Source organism: Pseudomonas sp. USHLN015, assembly GCF_037153275.1.
In the GTDB taxonomy this organism is placed as follows: domain Bacteria; phylum Pseudomonadota; class Gammaproteobacteria; order Pseudomonadales; family Pseudomonadaceae; genus Metapseudomonas; species Metapseudomonas tohonis.
Genome location: NZ_JBBCKP010000017.1, coordinates 133,338 through 152,113, shown reverse-complemented (window position 1 = coordinate 152,113; position 18,776 = coordinate 133,338). Strand labels below are relative to the sequence as shown.

At 67.2% G+C, this 18,776-nt stretch carries 17 protein-coding genes; 6 read left to right on the top strand and 11 right to left on the bottom strand.

The window, feature by feature from the left end:
• Window positions 1-328 precede the first annotated feature (328 nt).
• Complete coding sequence (locus tag WFQ67_RS28535) at window positions 329-625, bottom strand: YgaP family membrane protein (RefSeq protein WP_213624886.1); 297 nt, start codon at window positions 623-625, stop codon at window positions 329-331.
• A gap of 113 nt (window positions 626-738) precedes the next feature.
• Window positions 739-990 carry a hypothetical protein gene (locus tag WFQ67_RS28530; RefSeq protein WP_213624887.1) on the bottom strand — a complete coding sequence of 84 codons (252 nt, stop codon included), beginning with the start codon at window positions 988-990 and terminating at the stop codon, window positions 739-741.
• A gap of 366 nt (window positions 991-1,356) precedes the next feature.
• On the opposite strand from WFQ67_RS28530, the gene WFQ67_RS28525 reads away from it, so the two are divergent.
• Entirely contained in the window at window positions 1,357-1,893 is a 537-nt protein-coding gene (locus WFQ67_RS28525; protein WP_337058862.1) for a cysteine hydrolase family protein, read from the top strand.
• A 213-nt stretch (window positions 1,894-2,106) separates the two neighbouring features.
• On the opposite strand, the gene WFQ67_RS28520 is transcribed toward WFQ67_RS28525, so the two are convergent.
• The 7 genes from WFQ67_RS28520 to WFQ67_RS28490 all read right to left on the bottom strand — a co-directional run bounded on the left by WFQ67_RS28520 (window position 2,107) and on the right by WFQ67_RS28490 (window position 10,971).
• On the bottom strand, window positions 2,107-3,237 hold the full coding sequence (locus WFQ67_RS28520) for a TIGR03364 family FAD-dependent oxidoreductase (protein ID WP_337058861.1): 1,131 nt from the start codon (window positions 3,235-3,237) through the stop codon (window positions 2,107-2,109).
• Between the two features lie 78 nt (window positions 3,238-3,315).
• Window positions 3,316-4,335: a putative 2-aminoethylphosphonate ABC transporter substrate-binding protein gene (locus WFQ67_RS28515; protein ID WP_213624890.1), complete on the bottom strand. Its 1,020-nt coding sequence runs from the start codon at window positions 4,333-4,335 to the stop codon at window positions 3,316-3,318.
• A 48-nt stretch (window positions 4,336-4,383) separates the two neighbouring features.
• A complete protein-coding gene (gene phnX / locus WFQ67_RS28510) occupies window positions 4,384-5,211 on the bottom strand; it encodes a phosphonoacetaldehyde hydrolase (RefSeq protein ID WP_337058860.1) in 828 nt (275 codons plus the stop codon).
• Window positions 5,212-5,226: 15 nt separating this feature from the next.
• Window positions 5,227-6,939 (bottom strand): putative 2-aminoethylphosphonate ABC transporter permease subunit, encoded by a 1,713-nt coding sequence (locus tag WFQ67_RS28505; RefSeq protein ID WP_337058859.1) that lies wholly within the window; start codon window positions 6,937-6,939, stop codon window positions 5,227-5,229.
• Window positions 6,939-7,988, bottom strand: coding sequence for a putative 2-aminoethylphosphonate ABC transporter ATP-binding protein (locus WFQ67_RS28500; protein WP_044403140.1), 1,050 nt, complete (start codon window positions 7,986-7,988; stop codon window positions 6,939-6,941). Before WFQ67_RS28500 ends, WFQ67_RS28505 begins: the two co-directional genes overlap by 1 nt.
• A 422-nt stretch (window positions 7,989-8,410) precedes the next feature.
• Window positions 8,411-10,258, bottom strand: a complete 1,848-nt coding sequence (locus tag WFQ67_RS28495) for a zinc-dependent metalloprotease family protein (RefSeq protein ID WP_244862889.1) — start codon at window positions 10,256-10,258, stop codon at window positions 8,411-8,413.
• Between the two features lie 20 nt (window positions 10,259-10,278).
• The gene (locus WFQ67_RS28490; protein WP_337058858.1) at window positions 10,279-10,971 is read right to left on the bottom strand and encodes a hypothetical protein; all 693 of its coding nucleotides are present in this window, start codon (window positions 10,969-10,971) and stop codon (window positions 10,279-10,281) included.
• Window positions 10,972-11,770: 799 nt separating this feature from the next.
• On the opposite strand from WFQ67_RS28490, the gene WFQ67_RS28485 reads away from it, so the two are divergent.
• On the top strand, window positions 11,771-12,442 hold the full coding sequence (locus WFQ67_RS28485) for a hypothetical protein (RefSeq protein WP_337058857.1): 672 nt from the start codon (window positions 11,771-11,773) through the stop codon (window positions 12,440-12,442).
• Window positions 12,443-12,463: 21 nt separating this feature from the next.
• On the top strand, window positions 12,464-14,314 hold the full coding sequence (locus tag WFQ67_RS28480; RefSeq protein WP_337058856.1) for a zinc-dependent metalloprotease family protein: 1,851 nt from the start codon (window positions 12,464-12,466) through the stop codon (window positions 14,312-14,314).
• Window positions 14,315-14,360: 46 nt separating this feature from the next.
• Here the strand turns inward: WFQ67_RS28480 and WFQ67_RS28475 are convergent, their stop codons facing one another.
• On the bottom strand, window positions 14,361-15,230 hold the full coding sequence (locus tag WFQ67_RS28475) for a LysR family transcriptional regulator (RefSeq protein ID WP_213624898.1): 870 nt from the start codon (window positions 15,228-15,230) through the stop codon (window positions 14,361-14,363).
• Window positions 15,231-15,528: 298 nt separating this feature from the next.
• On the opposite strand from WFQ67_RS28475, the gene WFQ67_RS28470 reads away from it, so the two are divergent.
• The 3 genes from WFQ67_RS28470 (at window position 15,529) to trhA (ending at window position 17,734) form a co-directional block, all read left to right on the top strand.
• Window positions 15,529-15,903: a hypothetical protein gene (locus tag WFQ67_RS28470; protein ID WP_111264687.1), complete on the top strand. Its 375-nt coding sequence runs from the start codon at window positions 15,529-15,531 to the stop codon at window positions 15,901-15,903.
• 168 nt (window positions 15,904-16,071) lie between these two features.
• On the top strand, window positions 16,072-16,989 hold the full coding sequence (gene ppk2 / locus WFQ67_RS28465; RefSeq protein WP_337058855.1) for a polyphosphate kinase 2: 918 nt from the start codon (window positions 16,072-16,074) through the stop codon (window positions 16,987-16,989).
• A gap of 127 nt (window positions 16,990-17,116) precedes the next feature.
• A complete protein-coding gene (gene trhA, locus WFQ67_RS28460; RefSeq protein WP_173175494.1) occupies window positions 17,117-17,734 on the top strand; it encodes a PAQR family membrane homeostasis protein TrhA in 618 nt (205 codons plus the stop codon).
• 628 nt (window positions 17,735-18,362) lie between these two features.
• Here the strand turns inward: trhA and WFQ67_RS28455 are convergent.
• Window positions 18,363-18,566 (bottom strand): hypothetical protein, encoded by a 204-nt coding sequence (locus WFQ67_RS28455; protein ID WP_337058854.1) that lies wholly within the window; start codon window positions 18,564-18,566, stop codon window positions 18,363-18,365.
• Window positions 18,567-18,776 lie beyond the last annotated feature (210 nt).

The following is an 18,776-nucleotide window of genomic DNA, read 5'->3' as shown; positions in this document are numbered from 1 at the left end:
TCATCACTGCACCCGACCCAACCTTGTAGATGCGAGCTCGAGGCTCTGGATACCGTTCGGATTTTTCGAGTGAGTGTGGAGGGGCGGAGCACTATCTACGTTGCAGGCTCGCGGCCTAAGGGTGGACACGACTTCCAGCCCCTCCCCCGATGATCAGTCGGGGACTATTACCCCTGTGGAGGTATTAGTCGAGATACAAGGGTGGACCACGCTCCACCGGTCCACCAATCGGTGCCATGCCGAACATCGCTTCGCGAGCAGAGCTCGCTCCTACGGGCCTGTACCTGGCACACACCTGTAGGAGCGAATTCATTCGCGATGGGCCGACTCACGCGCTGCGATGCAACTCGGCCAACTTCGCTGCGGCCTCTTCGATCCGCGCCTTGAGCGCTTCGATTTCCTCGCGACGTTCGGCGATCACCCGCTTGGCCGGGCAATGCCCGGTGAGCCCACGGGCGAGCACCACACCACCCCCGCCGGCACGCAGCCACCCGACCAGGCCGCCCTGGCGCAGACCCGTACCGACCATCACCAGGCCACCTGCGATGCACAGGAAGCGTTCCCACCCCTCGACGTTATGAGGGCGGGCAGCGTTTTCACGGGACTGGGGTTCGAAGGCGACCATGGTGTTCTCCTGGCTCTATGGGGTTGTAGTAACGACTGGCCAGGTGCGTTGGCGGTTCAGTGTGCTGGACGAGCGGAGCGCGGGACCACCGCGAAGGCGGCCCCGCTGGCAGCTCAGGAAGGCTTGTGGCCCTGGTCGAGGCTCTGGTCCACCAGCCAGCGGCCATGGGCCAGGGAGGCCCGGCGGGCGCTGTCCTCCTCGGCGAGGAAGGCCGAACGGGCCGGCAACGGGATCCGCCGGGTACGGCTGCCATCGGGGGCGGTGATGTGCACGCCACCGGCCCAGGGCGTGGGGATGCCCGGGTGCTCGATCAGGTGCGCGGTGATGATGTGGTCACGGTGGGTGCACTGGTTGCTGCTGTTCATGGCTCTGCCTCCATTAGGCGGGAGGAGCGGGATTCGGCGACGGCCCTCCCTTCGAGTGGATGCCCAGCGGGCATGGACCTTCACCATAGCGCAGCCTCGCGCCCCGACCGCCCGAGCCGACGAGCGTCGCCATCCAGATGCCTGTTGCCCGCACCCACTCGCTGCGATTGACAGCCCGCCGCCGCCCCCAGCAGTATCGACGCCATGAACGCCGCCCTCCGTCGCACTACCACCACCTCCACCACCGCCATGTGCGGGGCGAGCGGGTGTGCGTAGCGGATAGCGCAAGAAGACCCAAGGCCCCGCCAGCGATGGACGGGGCCTTTTCTTTTGCCCCGGCGTCGCTGGCACTCAAGGAGAAATGCCATGCACGCCCCGAAAAAATCCGCCCTGCTGATCATCGACATGCAGGTCGCGCTCTATGAAGGACCCGACAAGCCCTGGCAGGCCGAACTGCTGCTGACCCGGATCAACCAGTTGATCGCCCGCGCCCGCGCCTCCGAAACACCGATCTTCGCGGCACGCTTCGCCGGGCCCGAGGGCTCACCGGTGGCACCGGGCAGCACGGGCTGGTCGCTGCACCCGCGCCTGGCAGTGGATCCGGCGCGTGACCGACTCTTCGACAAGAACCGCCCCAGCTGCTTCGCAGGCACCCGCCTGGAAGACTGGCTGCGCGACGCCTCCATCGGCGAACTCGTGGTGGTCGGCATGAAGACCCAGTACTGCGTCGACAGCACCTGCCGCGCCGCCGCCGAGCTCGGCTACCGCGTGGTGCTGGTGGAAGACGCCCACAGCTGCATGGATACCCCGGCGCTGGATGCCCTGGCGATCATCCGCCACCACAACCTGACGCTGTCGGGACCGTTCGCCAGGCTGGTGAAGGCCGCCGAGGTGAGCTTCTGAGGCAAGCCGGGGCGACTGTAGGGGCGACTTCAGTCGCCAAGCGGTGCGCAGCACCGCCCATCGCGAATGAATTCGCTCCTACAGAAGAACCTCGCCCTACAACCAGCCCGAGTGGGCGTGGGGTGGGCGTAGGGTGGGCTTCAGCCCACCGATGGTCGCTGCACAACGCTTCGCGAGCAGAGCTCGCTCCTACGGGAATGTCCCGCCCCCACTTCACCCCAACAACGACGCCACGGTGCGTTCGCCCAGCGCCGGGCCGATGCTCATGCCCAGGCCCGTGTGCATCAGCACGGCGGTGACGCCGGGGATAGCCTTGAGCACCGAGAACGGGCCGGGACCACGAGCGCCGTAGACACCCTGCCAGCGCTCCAGCACTTGCAGACGGGTGCCGAGGGTGTGTTCGGCGAGGTCGAGCAGCAGGTTGTCCACCTCTTCGGCATTGAAGGGCGAGGCGTCGCGGCCGTAGTCATGGGAGTCGCCAATGATCAGCTCGCCATGGGGCGTGGGGCTGACCAGCAGGTGGATGCCATGCTCTTCCAGTTCGGGGGTGTGCCGCTCGATCTGGCCCCGGATGGCTTCGGCTTCCGGGAGGTCGGAAAAGGCGCCGTAGTGCACGCAGCTGAGGCCGGTGAGCACGGCGTGCTGCAGGCCGATGTCCACCGCCGGGCGCGCACGCAGCATCTGCAGGCGGCAGACGCTGGGCTGCAGCGGGGCGATCTGCGCGGCCAGCAGGGTCAGGTAGTCGTGGCCGGAGCAGACGATGATCTGCTCCGCGCGGCAACTGCCGGCGCTGGTGTGCACGCGGTTCTGCTCGACATCGCGCACCAGGGTGGAGAAATGAAAGGCCACGCCCAGCTCGTTGCGCAGGTAGTCCACCAGTGCCGGGATGGCTTCGCGGGAATACAGTTGCTGGTCGTCCAGGCCGTGCAGGGCCGCACGATGGTGGCTGAACTGGCCCTGGTAGAGATCGTGCAGGCGCTCGCCGCGCAGCAGTTCGACGCGGTAGCCGTGCTCGATGGCGCGGGTAGCGCAGAAGGCCTCCAGCAGCGCCTCTTCCGCGTCGGTACGGGCGAACAGCAAGGAGCCGTTGCGGCGGATATGGAAGCCGGCGGCCTCGGCGAGCTCGGCCCAGATCGTCCGCGCCTCGCGGGCCAGGGCGAACATCGGGCCCGGCGCCTGGCCGGTGATCAGCGCCTGGCCGAAGTTGCGTACCGAAGCGCCCAGGGGCCGGTCGCTGCGCTCGAACACGCTGACCTTGAGGCCGCGCCGGGCGGCGGCATAGGCGTGGGACAGGCCGAGGATGCCGGCGCCGACGATGGCGATATCGGTGTCGTGGATGGGCATGGGTGTCTCCTGGAATTCGATGCCCGCCCTCCCCGCCCCTCTCCCCGGAGAGAGAGGGCGAAGCGAGCGGGCTGGGGCTTACTGCGGCAGCTTCTCGGACTTCCCGTCATAGCGCTTGCGCCATTCGGCGAGGATCGAGTCGCGGTTCTTCGAGGCCCAGGCGAAGTCGTTCTTGATCAGGCGCTGCTCGTAGTCGGCAGGCAATTCGGTCTGCGGCTTGGCGATGCCGGGCTGGGCGAGGACGGCGAAGTTCTCCTTGTACAGCTCCATGGCGGCGGGACTGGCGGAGAAGTCGGCGAGCTTCCTGGCGGCGTCGGCGTGCTGGGTGCCCTTGATCACGCCGGTGGCTTCGATTTCCCAGCCCAGGCCTTCCTTCGGCAGGACGATGTCCAGCGGCGCGCCCTGGCGCTTCAGCTGCACGGCCGGGTATTCGAAGGAGATGCCGATGGGGAATTCGCCAGCGGCGGCCAGCTTGCACGGCTTGGAGCCGGAATGGACGTACTGGCCGATGTTCTGGTGCAGCGCATCCATGTAGGCCCAGCCCTGCTTCTCGCCGAAGGTCTGCAGCCAGGCGCTGACGTCGAGGAAGCCGGTGCCGGAGGACGCCGGGTTGGGCATGACGATCTTGCCCTTGTACTCGGGCTTGGTCAGGTCTTCCCAGCTGCCGGGCTTGGTCAGGCCCTGCTTCTCGGCTTCGACGGTGTTGAAGCAGATGGTCGCGGCCCATACGTCCATGCCCACCCAGGCCGGCGGGTTGGCGGCGTCGCGGTAGTTGGCACCGATGGCGTCCAGGTGCTTGGGCGCGTAGTGCTCGAGCATGCCCTGCGCATCGAGGATGGCCAGGCTGGAGGCCGCCAGGCCCCACACGGCATCGGCCTGGGGACGTTCCTTCTCGGCCAGCAGCTTGGCGGTGATGATGCCGGTGGAGTCGCGCACCCACTTGATCTCGATGTCCGGGTTTTCCTTCTCGAAGGCCTTCTTGTAGGCCGCCAGCTGCTCGGCCTCCAGGGCGGTGTAGACGGTCAGCTCGGTGGCGGCCTGGGCCTGCAGGGCGAAGCCTGCGACAACGGCGGCAGCGAAGGCGAGACGCTTGAACATGTGAAGCTCCTTGGTTGGTGTGCTGGGGTCAGGTTTGGCTTGCTGTGGTTATGCGTTGGCAGGGGTTACGCCGCGCGCCAGGCGGGCGTTGATCAGGTCGATCACCCCCGGCAGGTCGGCGATGGTGTCGATCAGGTAATGCGGGCGGCTCGGCGCGAACAGCGCGTCGATGCGGGTGCGCTCCTCGGCCAGGCGCGCGGCCGGCAGGGCCTGGTAGGCGGCGAAGTCGAGGCCGAGGAAGTTGCCGGAGAAGCGCAGCGCCACGGTCCACATGCCGGCGCTGCGGCCTTCGAGGATGCCCGGCTCGGTGTCGTCCACCTTGACGCAGGCGGCGACGTCGTCGAGGCCGAGGGCGATGACGTTGGCCAGCGCCTGGACCGGGCTCGGGCGGCCCCTGGGCACCTCGTCGGTGGCGACCACGTGGTCCGGGCGGTAGCCGGCCTCGGCGGCCAGCTCCACCACCTTGTCCATCACCACCCTGGGGTAGCCGGAGCAGGTGCCGATCTTCAGGCCGCGCTGGCGCAGGGCGGCGATGGCTTCCAGGGCGCCGGGGATCAGTGCCGAGTGCTCGCCGACCTTGGCGATCTGCAGCGGCATGAAGCGCTCGTAGATCGCGGTGACGTCCGCGTCCGTGGGCAGCCGGCCGAAGCGGCGCTCGAAGCGCGCGGCGATGGCCGGCACGTCGCACAGGGTGCGGATGTGGTCCCACTTGCCCATGCCCATGGGGCCGCGCGCTTCCTCCAGGCTGATCTCGACGTCGAAGCTGGCGAAGGCCTCGACGAAGATCCGCGTGGGGGCGAAGGAGCCGAAGTCGACCACGGTTCCGGCCCAGTCGAGGATGGCGGCCTGCAGGTGCGTGGGGGTCTGGTAATGCATGGTGATCTCCGTGGATCAGTGGCCGGGCGCGGTCTGGCGCCAGGCCTGGGAGCGGCGCAGCAGGCCGCGCGAGGCCCCGGCCAGCAGCAGCGAGACGGCGGCCGAGGTGAGCAGGATGAGGGTGGACATGGCGGCCGCGCCGCCGACGTTGCCGGCGTCGTCCATGTTCAGCACGGCGACGGCGGCGAGCACGCTGTCCGGGCTGTAGAGGAAGATCGCGGCGGACACGGTGGTCATGGCCGAGACGAACAGGTAGCGGACGATGTCCAGCAGCGCCGGCAGGCAGATGGGCACCGTCACCTTCAGGTAGTGGCGGTACAGCGGCATCTTCAGCGACAGCGCGGCGGCCTCGAACTCGCCGTCGAGCTGGCGCAGCGCGGTGCTGGCGGTCATCTGCGCGGTGGTGAGGAAGTGCGCGATGGAGCACACCACCAGCAGCGTCATGCTGCCGTAGAGGCCGTGCAGCGGGTTGGCCGGCAGGTTGAAGAAGAAGACGTAGCCCAGGCCCAGCACCAGGCCGGGCACCGCCATGGGCACGAAGCTGAGCAGGCGCAGCACCTGGTTCAGGGCGCGCTGGCCGTGGGTCTTCTCCATCAGCCAGGCGCCGGTGAAGATCAGCGCGCCGCCGAACAGCGCGGTGCAGCTCGCCAGGGTCAGGCTGTTGCGGTACGCCAGCCAGCCACCACCGGCGGTTTCCTCGAAGGCGTAGTGACGCAGGGACAGCGACAGGTTGTAGGGCCAGAACTTCACCAGCGACGAGTACACCGCCATGCCCAGCACCCCCAGCAGCACGGCGCAGACCAGCAGCACCAGGGCGAGGAAGCCGGCATCCCGCAGGCGCGAGGGCTTGGGCTGGTGGACCTGGGCGCGGCCGCTCATGGCATCGCCCTGGCGCCGGCGCAGCCAGGCGTCGACGCCGAAGCTGAGCAGGGCCGGCAGCAGCAGCACCATGCCGATCAGCGCACCGCGACCGAACTGCTGCTGCCCCACCACCGCCTTGTAGGCTTCCAGGGCCAGCACCTGGTAGTCGCCGCCCACCACCACCGGCACGCCGAAGTCGGTGATGGTCAGGGTGAACACCAGGCAGAAGGCGGCGAACACGGCCTGGCGCGTGGCCGGCCAGGTGATGCTGCGGAAGGCCTTCCAGGGCCCGGCGCCCATGCTGGAGGCCGCGTCGAACAGGCGGCCGTCGGCCAGGGTCAGCGCCGAGATGAGGATCATCAGCGCATGGGGGAAGGTGTAGATGGCCTCGCCCAGGACGATGCCCCAGAAGCCGTAGATGTTGTCCGGAAGCCAGCCGCGCAACAGCCCCTGGTTGCCGAACAGGTAGATCAGCGCGATCCCCGGCAGCATCGAGGGCGCCAGCAGCGGCAACAGGGAGATGCCGCGCCACAGCTCCTTGGCCGGGATCAGCGTGCGGGTCAGGGCGTAGGCGAACAGGTAGGCCACCGGCACCACCAGGGCGGCGACGCTGAGGGAGACCTTGAGGCTGTTGCCCAGCAGCCAGTGGAAGTTGGCGCTGGCCAGCAGTTCGCGGGCGGCCACCAGGCCACCGCCCTGCCCGGCTTCGCCGCTGAAGCCGCGCCAGAAGATGGCCGCCAGGGGCAGCACCACGGCGACGGCGAGGAAGGCCAGGAACAGGCACTTGCCACCCTGGATGAACAGGCGGTCCCCCAGGTCGCCCGGGCGACGGCGGGCGCTCTGCGGGAGGGCCAGGGTGCGCTCCATCAGGCGAACACCTGCAGGCTGCGGGACGGCAGCGCCACCCAGATGTCCGGCCCGCCGAGGCGCGGCATCTGCGCCGGGTCCAGCTCGGCCAGCAGCGGGTGGCCGGGCAAGGCGTCCAGCTCGAAACTCACCCGGCAGCGGTTGCCGAGGAAGGTGATCTCGCGCACCTGGGCGCGGAAGCGGTTGTCGTCGTCCTGGCCGGGCTCCACGGCGATGGCCTCGGGGCGGCAGAACAGCTGGCCACTGGCGCCCTCGCCCGCCTGCTCGGGCAGGCACAGGCGCAGGTCGCCGACCCGGGCGTGGCGCCCGTCGCGCCCCTCGAACGGCAGCCAGTTGCCCTGGCCGACGAAGCTGGCGACGAAAGGCGTGGCCGGGCGCCGGTAGATGGCTTCGGGGGTGTCGTACTGCTCGACCCGGCCGTGGTTCATCACCGCGATGCGGTCGGCCATGAGCATGGCCTCGTCCTGGTTGTGGGTGACCATCAGGGTGGTGATGCCCAGGCGCTTCTGCAGCTGGCGCAGCTCGGTGCACAGGTGCTCGCGGACGCGGGCGTCCAGCGCCGACATGGGCTCGTCCAGCAACAGCAGCGACGGCGACGGCGCCAGGGCACGGGCCAGGGCCACGCGCTGCTGCTGGCCGCCGGACAGCTGGCCGGGGTACTTCTTCTCGCTGCCGGTCAGGCCCACCAGTTCGAGCATCTGCGCCACGCGCTGGCGGGCTTCTTCACGGCTGGCGCCGGTGAGGCCGTAGGCGATGTTCTGCTCGACGCTGAGGTTGGGGAACAGCGCATAGGACTGGAACAGGATGCCGTAGTCACGGGCCTGGGGCGGCAGGTGGGAGATGTCCCGCCCGCCCATGCGCAGCACGCCGGCATCCTGCCGCTCCAGCCCGGCGATGCAGCGCAGCAGCGTGGTCTTGCCACAGCCGGAGGGGCCCAGCAGGCACACCAGCTCGCCTTCGGCGATGTCCAGGGACACCCCGTCCAGGGCGGTGAAGCTGCCGAAGCGCTTGCGCACTTCGCAAGCCTGCAGATAGGGGGTGGCGGACATGACAGGACCTCGCAGAACACTGGCGCACCGCAGGAAGCGCGGTACGGCTCGACGAGGCTGATGCTAGGGAGCAAATGCGAAATCCATGTGGCGATAACCCCAAGCCCACCGATAGTGGCATTGGCGGATTTGGTATAGGCCAGAGGGGAGCTGGAAGCCGAGAGCCTTAAGGTGGAAGGCCGCAACACTGGAGAGAGGAGCGGTTTGTGCAAGTCGCGCTGCAGTACGGCTGCTTTTTATAACCGCCAAGATTCGCCGATAGCACCGAGCGGCTGAACACATGGCCCCCTGCGGGCCCCACTCATCCTGTCGAGCCCCGTGCTCGAACGTCTCTGATGGAGCCGATGATTCCATGCCATGGGACGTGATGTCCCAGGTACAAATACAGCCGGCGCCCTGATCCGGGCGCCGGGCTGCCGGCGTCAGAGCCGGTTGAGGCTGACGTTGTCCAGGTACAGCGACTGGTCGGCACGGGTGCTGAGCACCAACAGCTCCATGCGCCGATAGGTTCCGGCCGGCACCTGGAAGCTCTGCTGCAGCTTGCCCCAGGCGCCGCCCTGGGTGTTCACCACGCCCAGGGACAGCAGCCGGCCGTTGCCGGCGGTGTCTTCCAGGTAGAGGTAGGCGTAGGCCAGCGCAGCGACGCTGGTGGTGCGGCTCACCATCACGTCGGCAGCGAAGCGGTAGGACAGCCCCGGCTGCACCTTGCCGGCCAGGAGCAGGCTGGCGCCGGTGCCGTCGCCCTTGCGGGCATAGACTTCCAGGGACTTGCCGGTGGCGGCCAGGGCGGTCAGCCGGGTGCTGCCGTAGAAGCCCGTCCACTCGCCGATTGCGCTGTCGAAGTTCCAGCCAAAAGCAGCCGGTGTCGCCGGGGTGATGGGCTTGGCGGGGATCACTTCGCTGAGTTCCACCTCATCCAGCAGCACGGCCAGGCGGTTGACACTGACCAGGCCCAGGTAGGTGTTGCGGATGACGCTGGCCGGCGGCTGGTAGACGAAGGTCATGTCGATGGGGGTGAACTCGCTGCTGGTCACCGACTTGATCGCGCCGTTGGCCGTGCTGTAGCTGATGCCGGCGTTCTCCTCGTGGAGCATGCCCAGGTAGACGTTGCCGCGCACGTTGGTGCCCTTGAGCATCACCTTGGCCTTGAGCCGGTAGGTGGCGCCGACCTTCAGTGCGCCCACCGAGGTGGCCAGCACGTCGTCGCGGCCGGCCGGCAGTTCGAACTGCAGGGCGTCGTCACGGCAGGTCTTGCCGACGTTGAGGGTGCTGAGCTTGGCCAGGTTGAGCAGTGCCTTCCAGCCATCCAGGGTGCGGAACTCGCCGTTGGCCACCAGGCTGCTCAGCGCCGGCTTGCTGCACCAGGCCGGGGTCACAGGGGTCGCCGGCGTGGCGGGCGTGGTCGGCGTTGCAGGTGTGGCGGGGGTCGTGGGCGTCGAGGTCGGGTTGACGGTCTCGGGCACCTTGGTCGGGCGCAGCGCGGCGATCTGCGCGGCCATGTCGTTCAGCGCGCGGGAGGCGTCGGCGAAGCTGGCACGGCCGCAGGCCTGGCTTGCGCAGGTGCTGTCGACCACGGTAGGTGTGGAGAACAGCGGCGCCTGCACGGACGCGTTGAACACCTGGGGGTAGGCCATGATGGTGGAGAAGCGCCCCTGTACCCCGTAGCCCCGGCCCCATTCGTAGGTGCCCTGGTGAATGCCACGGGCCAGGTAGGTGTAGTAGCCCTCGGTCTGGTCCTGCTCGTAGGAATGGCGCAGCCCCATGTTGTGGCCGATCTCGTGGGCCATGGTGCTCAGGCTGCAGTCCACCCCGGTGATGCCGTAGGCACTGGCCCAGGCACCGTTCTGGAAGGTGCCGCCGTTCTTCGGCCCGGAGAGCACGTAGCCGATGCCGCACACGCCATAACCCTGCCCCACCTGGGTGCGGCTGATCAGCTGCACCACATCGGCGCCGTAGGTCTCGCGCAGCTGCTGCACGCGCGGGTCGGCGGCGAAGGCGGAAAGGTCCTTGTCGGAGATGGTGGGGTAGCTGGCCCAGGTCAGCGGCTGGGCGTTGACCAGGCGCAGGCGCAGGTTGACGTTGCTTTTCTTGTAGGCGTTGTTGGCGAACTCGATGTAGCTGGCGATGCGGGCGTTCATGTCCCGCCCGTTGGGCAGCGCCTGGGCGTCCTTGGTGTAGAGCACCAGGATGTCGACGGTGCGCGGTTCGGTGGCGGCGTGGGTGAAGGGGGCCAGCAGGAGCAGGGCCAGGCAGGCGAGCAGTTTCTTCATGGTCATCGTTCCTGTGGCGCTCAGCCGCGGGTCGGCGGCGGGAGGGGCTGCAACGGCGTGGAATCGGGGGTCACGAGGGCGTCCGGGGTGGCACGCATCAGCAACTGGTTCTGGTCGGTCACCAGGGTGCTGCCGGTGGCGTTGTCCACCACCATGGACAGGGTCTGCTCGCGGGTGGCGAGGGTGATGTGGGTCTCCAGCTGGCCCTTCACCACGGTGAGGGTGTCTTCCGGCTGGCCACCTTCCACCGGGCCGCTCCAGACGGCAGCGCCGCCGGTGTTGTGGGTCTCGCCCAGCGTGGCGCGCAGCGGCTCCTTGCGGCCGGGCACGCCCAGCTGCAGGGTCTTGCCGACGGCCAGCGCACCCAGGGACGTGGTCTGCACCTGGGTGCGGTATAGGGTCATCTCCTGCTGTTGCTCGGGCACCAGGGAGTGGCTGTCCCAGAGTTCGACCAGGGTGTCGGCGGGGGCGTCCGCCACGGGCACCGTGGCGACGTGGGGTGCCGGCACCACGTTCACCGCAGCCCGCATCGGGCTGGCCGCCACGGGTGCGCCCGCCATGACCGAGGCGACGGGCAACGGAGTCGCCGGTGCTGCTGGCAATGGGGTGTGCTGGGTAACGGCCGGAGCCGATGGGGCATCGCCCAGGAGGACGGCAAGGGTGACACCTGATGTGACCAGGGCAACCGCCAGGTAGAGGAGCGTACGGGGCATGACCACCTTCCCATGTTTCACCCGGCACAGCCGGGTGGCAGCGAAACCACGGAAAAGCATCCCTGACGAACCGTGGAACAGGTTCGACCGTTGCGAGGGGTAACGGCCAGTTATTCGATTTATTGACGCCAGAAAATTGATATCACAGTGCCTGCATGCGGCATAAATACGCTTTCGCTATTAGCCAGGCACCGGATCACACCATTGCGTTCCTACGCTGCCTGAGGCCGATATTCGGAGTCGCTGGAAAGTTGAACGGCATGAATAAAGTTGAACGTGTTCAACTTCCGCAAGTGAACCAACCGCCACCTTAAACAGCTCCTCGATGGCCGTCAGGATAATTGGGATTTCTCGCACATTGCTGGTTTGACAGCCCCAGTGCCAATCGTGGGTAATTGCCAAATTCCGACGGCATCCGGCAGCAAACAGCTGATAACCAGTCGCCATCACCGATGTAATTGTTCGACAAAACCCTTTGATTACAAGCCGTTGCGAAACAGCTCCAATTATTGCGCCTGACTTTTTCCCTATTTTCGTTAGTTGAACCCGCGCAACTTAATACGCTGGCAATCTGATAGTAGAAACACACTTTTCAATTCAAGCCGACGTCACGCGTTTGAATATGGAGTGCCTACTTGATCTGGACGCTACTTCACTTGCTCGACTGAACAGCCCTGGCTCGTCCTGGAATTCAATGGCCAGCGTGCCTGCTCGTCGACTGAACCCGCTTGCGCATCACGGACGTGCCCCGGCGGATCACCACTACCCGGCCCAGGCCGGATGCATGAAAGGAGAACCCATGCGGAAAATCTGGCTCTACCCGGCCGTCGCCCTGGTGACGGCCGGCACGACGCTCGCCGTCCTGCTCAAGGACGCGCCGGCACAAGGCGATGCGCCCCCCGTCGCCTCGTCACCGACCGCCGCAGGCAGCATCGCCCTCCCCGCCTTGCCGGGCGCAGGCGACCTGGCACAGGGCTCGGTGCATGCCACCGGCAAGGCTGCGCCCGCCCTGCCACCGGGCGACCACAGCGAGGCCACCCTGGCCCTGTGGGCACCTGATGCCCTGCAGGCCGAGGAGCAGGACGGCATGACCGTCTACCACACCCGGACCTCCCCCGACCTGCTGGGCGCGTTCGCCGTGGGCACCACCCTGCAACTGGGCGTGCCGGGCCGCCAGGAACCGCTGCGCGCCAAGCTGGAGCAGACCCACAACACCGGCAGCACCGCCGTGTGGAGCGGCGCGGTGGAAGGCGGCAGCGACGCCGACACCCTGACCGTGGTCAAGGGCCGGCTGGAGACCCACATCACCCTCGCCACCCCCGAGCAGACCCTTTCCTTCGTGGTGGACAACGCCACCGGCGCCACCCAGGTGACCGACCAGAACGCGCTGCTGATGCGCGCCACGCCGGACCCGATCATCACCCCCGACGCCAAGCAACTGCCTCCCCTGCCGCCGCCCGCCCAGGGCTGACCCCACAAGGAACGTCCCACCATGAAACGACTCTTCATCGGCACCCTGCTGGCTGTCGCCGTCCAGGCCGCCCACGCCGCCGAGCCGCGCACCGTCGACCTGCTGGTGCTCTACACCAAGGACGCCCAGGCGCTGCCCAACGGCCGCGACATGGACGCGCGCATCGCCAGCTACATCGAGTACGCCAACAACGCGTACAAGAAAAGCAACGTCGACCTGCGCCTGCGCCTGGTGCATCGCCAGGTGCTGGACTGGGCCAGCTACCCCACCGTATCCAGCCGTGACCTGGCCGCCTTCGCCGCCGACAGCCGTGTGCAGCAGCTGCGCGAGACCTACGGCGCCGACATGGTCCACCTGATCGGCCGCACCCAGGACGGCCAGGGCTACGGCGTGTGCGGCATTGGCTACGTACTCTCCGGGCAGAAGAACAGCGGCACCTTCAATTCCGGTTCCGCCAACAGCGCCTACGCCATCACAGGCGTCGACTGCAGCCTGAGCACCATGGCCCACGAGATCGGCCACAACATGGGCCTGCGCCACTCCTACGAACAGGACCAGAGCGAGGGCTACTACCAGTCCAGCTGGCACCAGGGCACCTTCGAATGGAGCCGTGGCTACGGCGTGCAGGGCCAGTTCTCCACCATCATGGGCTACCCCCACGTGTTCAACGCCCGTGTCCAGGCCCCGCTGTTCTCCTCGCCGCGCGTGCTGGACAGCACCTGCGCCAACCAGGCCTGCGGCCAGGAGAACCACGCCGACGCGGCCCGTGCACTGAACGCCATGGCGGCTCAGATCGCCGCCCTGCGCGCCACCAAGGTGCCGGAGACGCAGAACCCCACCAACCCCGGCACCCCCACCACCCCGCCGACTACACCAACCACGCCCCCGACGACACCCCCCACCACGCCGACCCCGGCCTGGTGCAACAAGCCGGCGCTCAAGGGCCTGGTGGCCAATGGTGAGTTCCGCACCGAGGAGGGCTGGCAGGCCCTGCTGGGCTATGCCACGACGAGCCTGGTGAACGTCGGCAAGACCTGCCGCGACAACGCCCTGCTGCTCGAACTGCCCAACGGCGGCAGCGACATCCTCGCCACCCCGGTCACGGCCCTGCGCGAAGGCGCCCGCTACCGCCTGCGGGCCAAGGTCATGCTCAAGGGCGCCAACGCCCGCGGCAACCTGTACCTGGGCATCCTCCACGAGGCCAACGACCGCATCAGCTACAGCGGCGCCTCGGGCGTGACCCAGTCGGTGACCAGCAGCGAGTTCACCACCCTGGAGCGCACCTTCACCTACACCCGTGCCCAGACCCCGCCGCGCACCACCTACGTGGGCCTGATCAGCCGCGACGGCCTGAGCGTGCTGGTGGATGAAGTGGAGCTGACCGAGGTCACCGAGCCGAAGCCCACCACCCCGACCACCCCCACCGTCCCTTCGACGCAGGCATGGAACTTCGAGAACGGCGCGGCCGGCTGGGCTGGCTTCCACGGCACCACCCGCCTGGTGGCCCTGGGCGGCAACACCGGCACCTCGCTGGAGAGCTACGCCCGCCTGTACGAAGGCAGCGGCGCCAGCATCCCGCTGCAGGGCAAGGTGCAGGGTGGCCTGGGCTATCGCCTGGTGGCCGACGTGATGATCGGCCGCAGCGCCGCCATCAAGGGCCTCACCTACGGCTACCTGTACCTGGAGGACACCAGCGGCCAGGGTCGCTACCTGCCCCTGGGCATGAGCGGCACCGTGGGCGGCGCCTGGAGCCGCCTGCAGCAGGACGTGCAGATCCCCGCCGGCACCTACCGCCGCGTGGAGCTGCTGGTACTGGGCACCCGCAAGGACCAGTCCCTGTACCTGGACAACGTCAGCTTCAACCGGCTCTGAGCCACGGCCCCCGGCGTCGCCGGGGGCTTTCCCTTCTGCGGGCCCGTCAGCGGCCCTCTTCGCAGGCCTCGCGCGCCAAGGCCATGAACGCGGCCGGCAGACGCGCCTGGCGGCGGTCCTTGAGGCAATAGAGGTATTCGTCGATCTGCGGTGCCTGCTCCAGCTCGATGACGCAGAGCTCGGGGTTATCCGGCACTTCATGCCGCGCGATGATGCTGATTCCGATGTTGCGGATCACCGCCTCGCGGATGGCTTCGCGGCTGCCGATCTCCAGCAGCGGGCCGATATCCAGCCCGGCCTTCTCCAGCAGTGCCTCGGTGAGCTGGCGGGTGATGGAGCCGCGCTCGCGCATCAGCAGGTTGTGGCCTTTCAGGGCGGCGATATCCACCGCGCGGCGTCCGGCCAGCGGGTGGCTGCGATGCACCGCCAGCACCAGCGGGTCGCTACCCAGCACCAGGCGCACCAGGCGCTGGTCGTCTAGCTTCTGCGACGAGGCGGCGAGGTCCACGCGGTATTCCTCCAGCGCCTCCAGCACCTGCTGGGAGTTGCCGATCTCCACCGACACGTCGATGTGCGGGTAGCGCTCGCGGAAGTCCCGCACCAGGGCGAGGATGTAGTAGGGCGAGGTAGCGCCGATGCGCAGGCTGCCCTGCATCTGCCCGCTGTTGCGCAGGAAGAACTCGATGTCGGCTTCCTGCTGCAGCAGGACCTTGACCATGGGCAGCAGGCGCGCGCCCTCCTCGCTCACCGTCAGCCGGCGGCCGCCACGGTGGAAGAGTTCGACGCTGTAATGAGCCTCGAGATTGCGGATCTGGGTGGTGACGGTCGGCTGGCTCAGGCCCAGCTTCTTGGCGGCCTGGGTGATGCTGCCCAGGCGCGCGACCATGTAGAACGCCTTGAGCTCGGCACTGAGCATGAGGGCTGGTTTCCGAATGGGGGGACGCGGCGATTATAAGCGCGACGGCGAGCCGACTTCATGCAGTGCGCGGTGCTCTGGATCAGCCCCCCGGCCCGGTCGGGACACACGAAGTGGCTAATGGTTCACAGGCACTAGCACACCCGTACTATTCAAGCCCTTCGCCACCCTCCCTAGACTGCCTCCAGGCGCTACGGCCCGCCCGCCAGTTCCGGGTCCATGCGGCACGCCCTGCCGCCCGCCGATAACGACACCTGCCGCCCAGCAGGCCCGGATCACGCACCAAAGGAATGCCCCGATGAAACTCCAAGGAATCGCCGCCGGTTTCGCCCTCGCCTCCACCCTGCTCACCACCGGCTGCATCCCGCAGAACGGCCAGACCCAAGGCCTGTTCACCCCTCCGCCCGCCAACGCCGCCGCCGGCACCCAGGTCGCATCGGCCAATGCGCCCTGCACGCCCAACGCCACCGCGGATCTGATCTCCACCGGTCGCAGCCTGCTGGAAATCGGCACCAGCATCATGCAGACCAAGGCCAACATGAACAGCGCCAACAATGGCTACAACAGCTACACCATGCAGGACGTCGAGAACGCCCAGAAGATCAACAAGGGCAACGAGATCCTCAACAACGTCGAAACCATGACCGGCGGCCCCCAGGCCCCTTGCAGCTGACGCTTTCCCCCCGTCGCCTTGAGCACAGGGATGTGCGGGGCGCCGGGTTTTCACTCCCCGAGCAACGAGCCCGCGCCTGCGCGGGCTCGCTCGTTTCGGCCTCCTGTCATGGCGCTGTCACGAAAAAGTCATAACCTCCGCCGAATCGAAGAACCAAGGAGGTGACGGATGAGCGTTGGCAACGACCTGCTGGCACAGCGCATCCATCGGGAACTGCTCGAGCACAGCGATGAAGAGCTCGAACTGGAGCTGTTGGAGGATGGCCACGATCTGGACACCTACTTCGACGGCCACGTCGACGAAAGCCCAGGGCGCCAGGCCCGACGCAGCTATTTCCAGGAGCTGTTCCGCCTGCAGGGCGAGCTGGTGAAGCTGCAGAGCTGGGTGGTCAAGACCGGGCACAAGGTGGTGATCCTCTTCGAGGGCCGCGACGCCGCCGGCAAGGGTGGCGTGATCAAGCGCATCACCCAGCGCCTCAATCCGCGGGTGTGCCGCGTCGCCGCACTGCCGGCGCCCAACGACCGCGAACGAACCCAGTGGTATTTCCAGCGTTATGTCTCGCACCTGCCTGCCGCCGGCGAGATCGTCCTGTTCGACCGCAGCTGGTACAACCGCGCCGGCGTCGAGCGGGTGATGGGGTTCTGCAACGACGAACAGTACGAGGAGTTCTTCCGCACCGTGCCCGAATTCGAGCGCATGCTGGTGCGCTCGGGCATCCAATTGATCAAGTACTGGTTCTCCATCTCCGACAGGGAGCAGCACCTGCGCTTCCTGGCGCGCATCCACGATCCGCTCAAGCAGTGGAAGCTCAGCCCCATGGACCTGGAATCCCGCCGTCGCTGGGAGGCCTACACCAAGGCCAAGGAAATCATGCTCGAACGCACCCACATCGAGGAGGCGCCCTGGTGGGTGGTCCAGGCCGACGACAAGAAGAAGGCGCGGCTCAACTGCATCCACCACCTGCTCGGCCAGATGCCCTACGAGGAAGTCGAACAGCCCAGCGTCCAGTTGCCGCAGCGCCTGCGCCACGCCGACTACGTGCGCAACCCGACGCCCCGCGAGATCCTCGTGCCCGAGGTCTACTGAGCATCATCTCCGGCGTGACTCACCCGCGTGAGCATGCATCGCAGACACAGAACTATCGCGGCGCCCGGCATTTTCAGCTATCAAGACCGGCGCGCTGCAACGTCGCGGCGATTCGAGGAAGCGGTGCATGTATCACGGAGAACGTTTCAACGCCTGGACCCACCTGGTCGGCGCGCTGCTGGCAGGCATCGGCGCCGTCTGGCTGCTGGTGCTGGCGGCGCTGGATGGCAGCACGACGAAGATCGTCAGCGTCGCCATCTACGGCGTGACCCTGGTGATGCTCTACAGCATCTCCACCGTCTACCACAGCGTGCGCGGGCGGGCGAAGGTGATCATGCGCAAGCTCGACCACCTGTCGATCTACCTGCTGATCGCCGGCAGCTACACGCCCTTCTGCCTGGTCACCCTCGAAGGCGCCTGGGGCTGGACGCTGTTCGGCATCGTCTGGACGCTCGGCATCATCGGCATGCTGCAGGAGATCAAGCCCCGCTCCGAGGCGCGGGTCCTGTCGATCATCATCTACGCGGTGATGGGCTGGATCGTCCTCATCGCCCTCAAGCCCCTGATCGCCGCCCTTGGCACCACCGGCTTCACCTGGCTGGCCGCCGGCGGGGTGTTCTACACCGTGGGCATCATCTTCTTCGCCTTCGACAGCCGCTTCCGCCACTGGCACGGCATCTGGCACCTGTTCGTCATCGCCGGGAGCCTGCTGCACTTCGTGGCGATAGTACGGTTCGTAATATAACGGCCGGTAATCATCCCTCTGCCCCCCTGTGGGTGCAAATTCGTGGGCTCTGCGTGCGTTAGCTGTTGTGGATTCAATGAAAAGGCGCTTTCAGGGGCGCGCCCACCGCATGGGTTTCGCTTCGCTCTACACCATCCTACGAAGGCCGCCAGCCGCGGCGTACATCCGGTGGTGACGCGCACATCAACGTGAAGTATTGAGCATCGATGTTGGGGCAGCGGCAAAAAGCCCCTTTAGGAAGCCGAGCGTAATCGTCGTTTCAGGGGTTGAGCGACATGGATGTCGCGAGAGCCGCGATGGGCCAGGGATGGCCCTTCGCGGCGTGCCCCTGGACGACGCTTGCGGCGAACGCACTTCAGTGCGGCCCGAAGGGCGAGCGCAGCGAGTAACGATGATGGAGCGAGGGGAGTCTGGCGGAGCCAGACCCGTATGCAGGGGCAAGCCCTTTTGGTTTCTTTTGGGTGGTTCGGCAGCCCGACGACTGCCAAAAGAAACTCGCCCGGCAAGGCGAAACAGAAAACCTCAGCAAAACTCGGCAATCGGCTTGGCCAAAAACCTCCTAGCAACACTTAGCGCAGACAGAGCCAATGAATGCGCTCCTACGGTCGTCTGGCTGGAAGGGGCCTCGTCAATCCCTGCGCGAATAGGCCCGGGGCATCAGGCCACCGGACATCAGCGCGTTGCCCATGTGCGGGGATGCGGGGCGTGCGCCCGGCGTCCGGGCCGACAGCAGCCCGGCGAGCAGTGGCGAAGAAGGCCGCTCCTGGCTGTCGCAGCCCATCAGCAGTAGTTCGATCAGCGCGTGTGCGGATGCACAGTCACGATTGTCCATGGGTGTTCTCCGGCAATGGCTTTGTCCTTACGCTACTGCCCGTCGCGGAGGACAGATTGACCTGGGTCAGTCCCCTCCGCGCGGCCCCTGCGACAACCCGGCGCAGGGCACCGTCCTGCGCATTTTGACTTCGATCAATCAGGCGTCTCGCCATGAGGGTAAACAGGAGGCATAGGCGCAACGCGCCGCCCCTTTTCCCCCTACCTGGAG

Excerpts from the sequence above, each read along its gene's own strand:
- WFQ67_RS28535 (WP_213624886.1), bottom strand. The coding sequence starts at position 625 with ATGGTCGCCTTCGAACCCCAGTCCCGTGAAAACGCTGCCCGCCCTCAT.
- phnX (WP_337058860.1), bottom strand. The coding sequence starts at position 5,211 with ATGCATTACCAGACCCCCACGCACCTGCAGGCCGCCATCCTCGACTGG.
- ppk2 (WP_337058855.1), top strand. The coding sequence starts at position 16,072 with ATGAGCGTTGGCAACGACCTGCTGGCACAGCGCATCCATCGGGAACTG.
- WFQ67_RS28530 (WP_213624887.1), bottom strand. The coding sequence starts at position 990 with ATGAACAGCAGCAACCAGTGCACCCACCGTGACCACATCATCACCGCG.
- WFQ67_RS28515 (WP_213624890.1), bottom strand. The coding sequence starts at position 4,335 with ATGTTCAAGCGTCTCGCCTTCGCTGCCGCCGTTGTCGCAGGCTTCGCC.
- WFQ67_RS28505 (WP_337058859.1), bottom strand. The coding sequence starts at position 6,939 with ATGGAGCGCACCCTGGCCCTCCCGCAGAGCGCCCGCCGTCGCCCGGGC.
- WFQ67_RS28525 (WP_337058862.1), top strand. The coding sequence starts at position 1,357 with ATGCACGCCCCGAAAAAATCCGCCCTGCTGATCATCGACATGCAGGTC.
- WFQ67_RS28475 (WP_213624898.1), bottom strand. The coding sequence starts at position 15,230 with ATGCTCAGTGCCGAGCTCAAGGCGTTCTACATGGTCGCGCGCCTGGGC.
- WFQ67_RS28470 (WP_111264687.1), top strand. The coding sequence starts at position 15,529 with ATGAAACTCCAAGGAATCGCCGCCGGTTTCGCCCTCGCCTCCACCCTG.
- WFQ67_RS28490 (WP_337058858.1), bottom strand. The coding sequence starts at position 10,971 with ATGCCCCGTACGCTCCTCTACCTGGCGGTTGCCCTGGTCACATCAGGT.
- trhA (WP_173175494.1), top strand. The coding sequence starts at position 17,117 with ATGTATCACGGAGAACGTTTCAACGCCTGGACCCACCTGGTCGGCGCG.
- WFQ67_RS28480 (WP_337058856.1), top strand. The coding sequence starts at position 12,464 with ATGAAACGACTCTTCATCGGCACCCTGCTGGCTGTCGCCGTCCAGGCC.
- WFQ67_RS28495 (WP_244862889.1), bottom strand. The coding sequence starts at position 10,258 with ATGAAGAAACTGCTCGCCTGCCTGGCCCTGCTCCTGCTGGCCCCCTTC.
- WFQ67_RS28520 (WP_337058861.1), bottom strand. The coding sequence starts at position 3,237 with ATGCCCATCCACGACACCGATATCGCCATCGTCGGCGCCGGCATCCTC.
- WFQ67_RS28485 (WP_337058857.1), top strand. The coding sequence starts at position 11,771 with ATGCGGAAAATCTGGCTCTACCCGGCCGTCGCCCTGGTGACGGCCGGC.
- WFQ67_RS28455 (WP_337058854.1), bottom strand. The coding sequence starts at position 18,566 with ATGGACAATCGTGACTGTGCATCCGCACACGCGCTGATCGAACTACTG.
- WFQ67_RS28500 (WP_044403140.1), bottom strand. The coding sequence starts at position 7,988 with ATGTCCGCCACCCCCTATCTGCAGGCTTGCGAAGTGCGCAAGCGCTTC.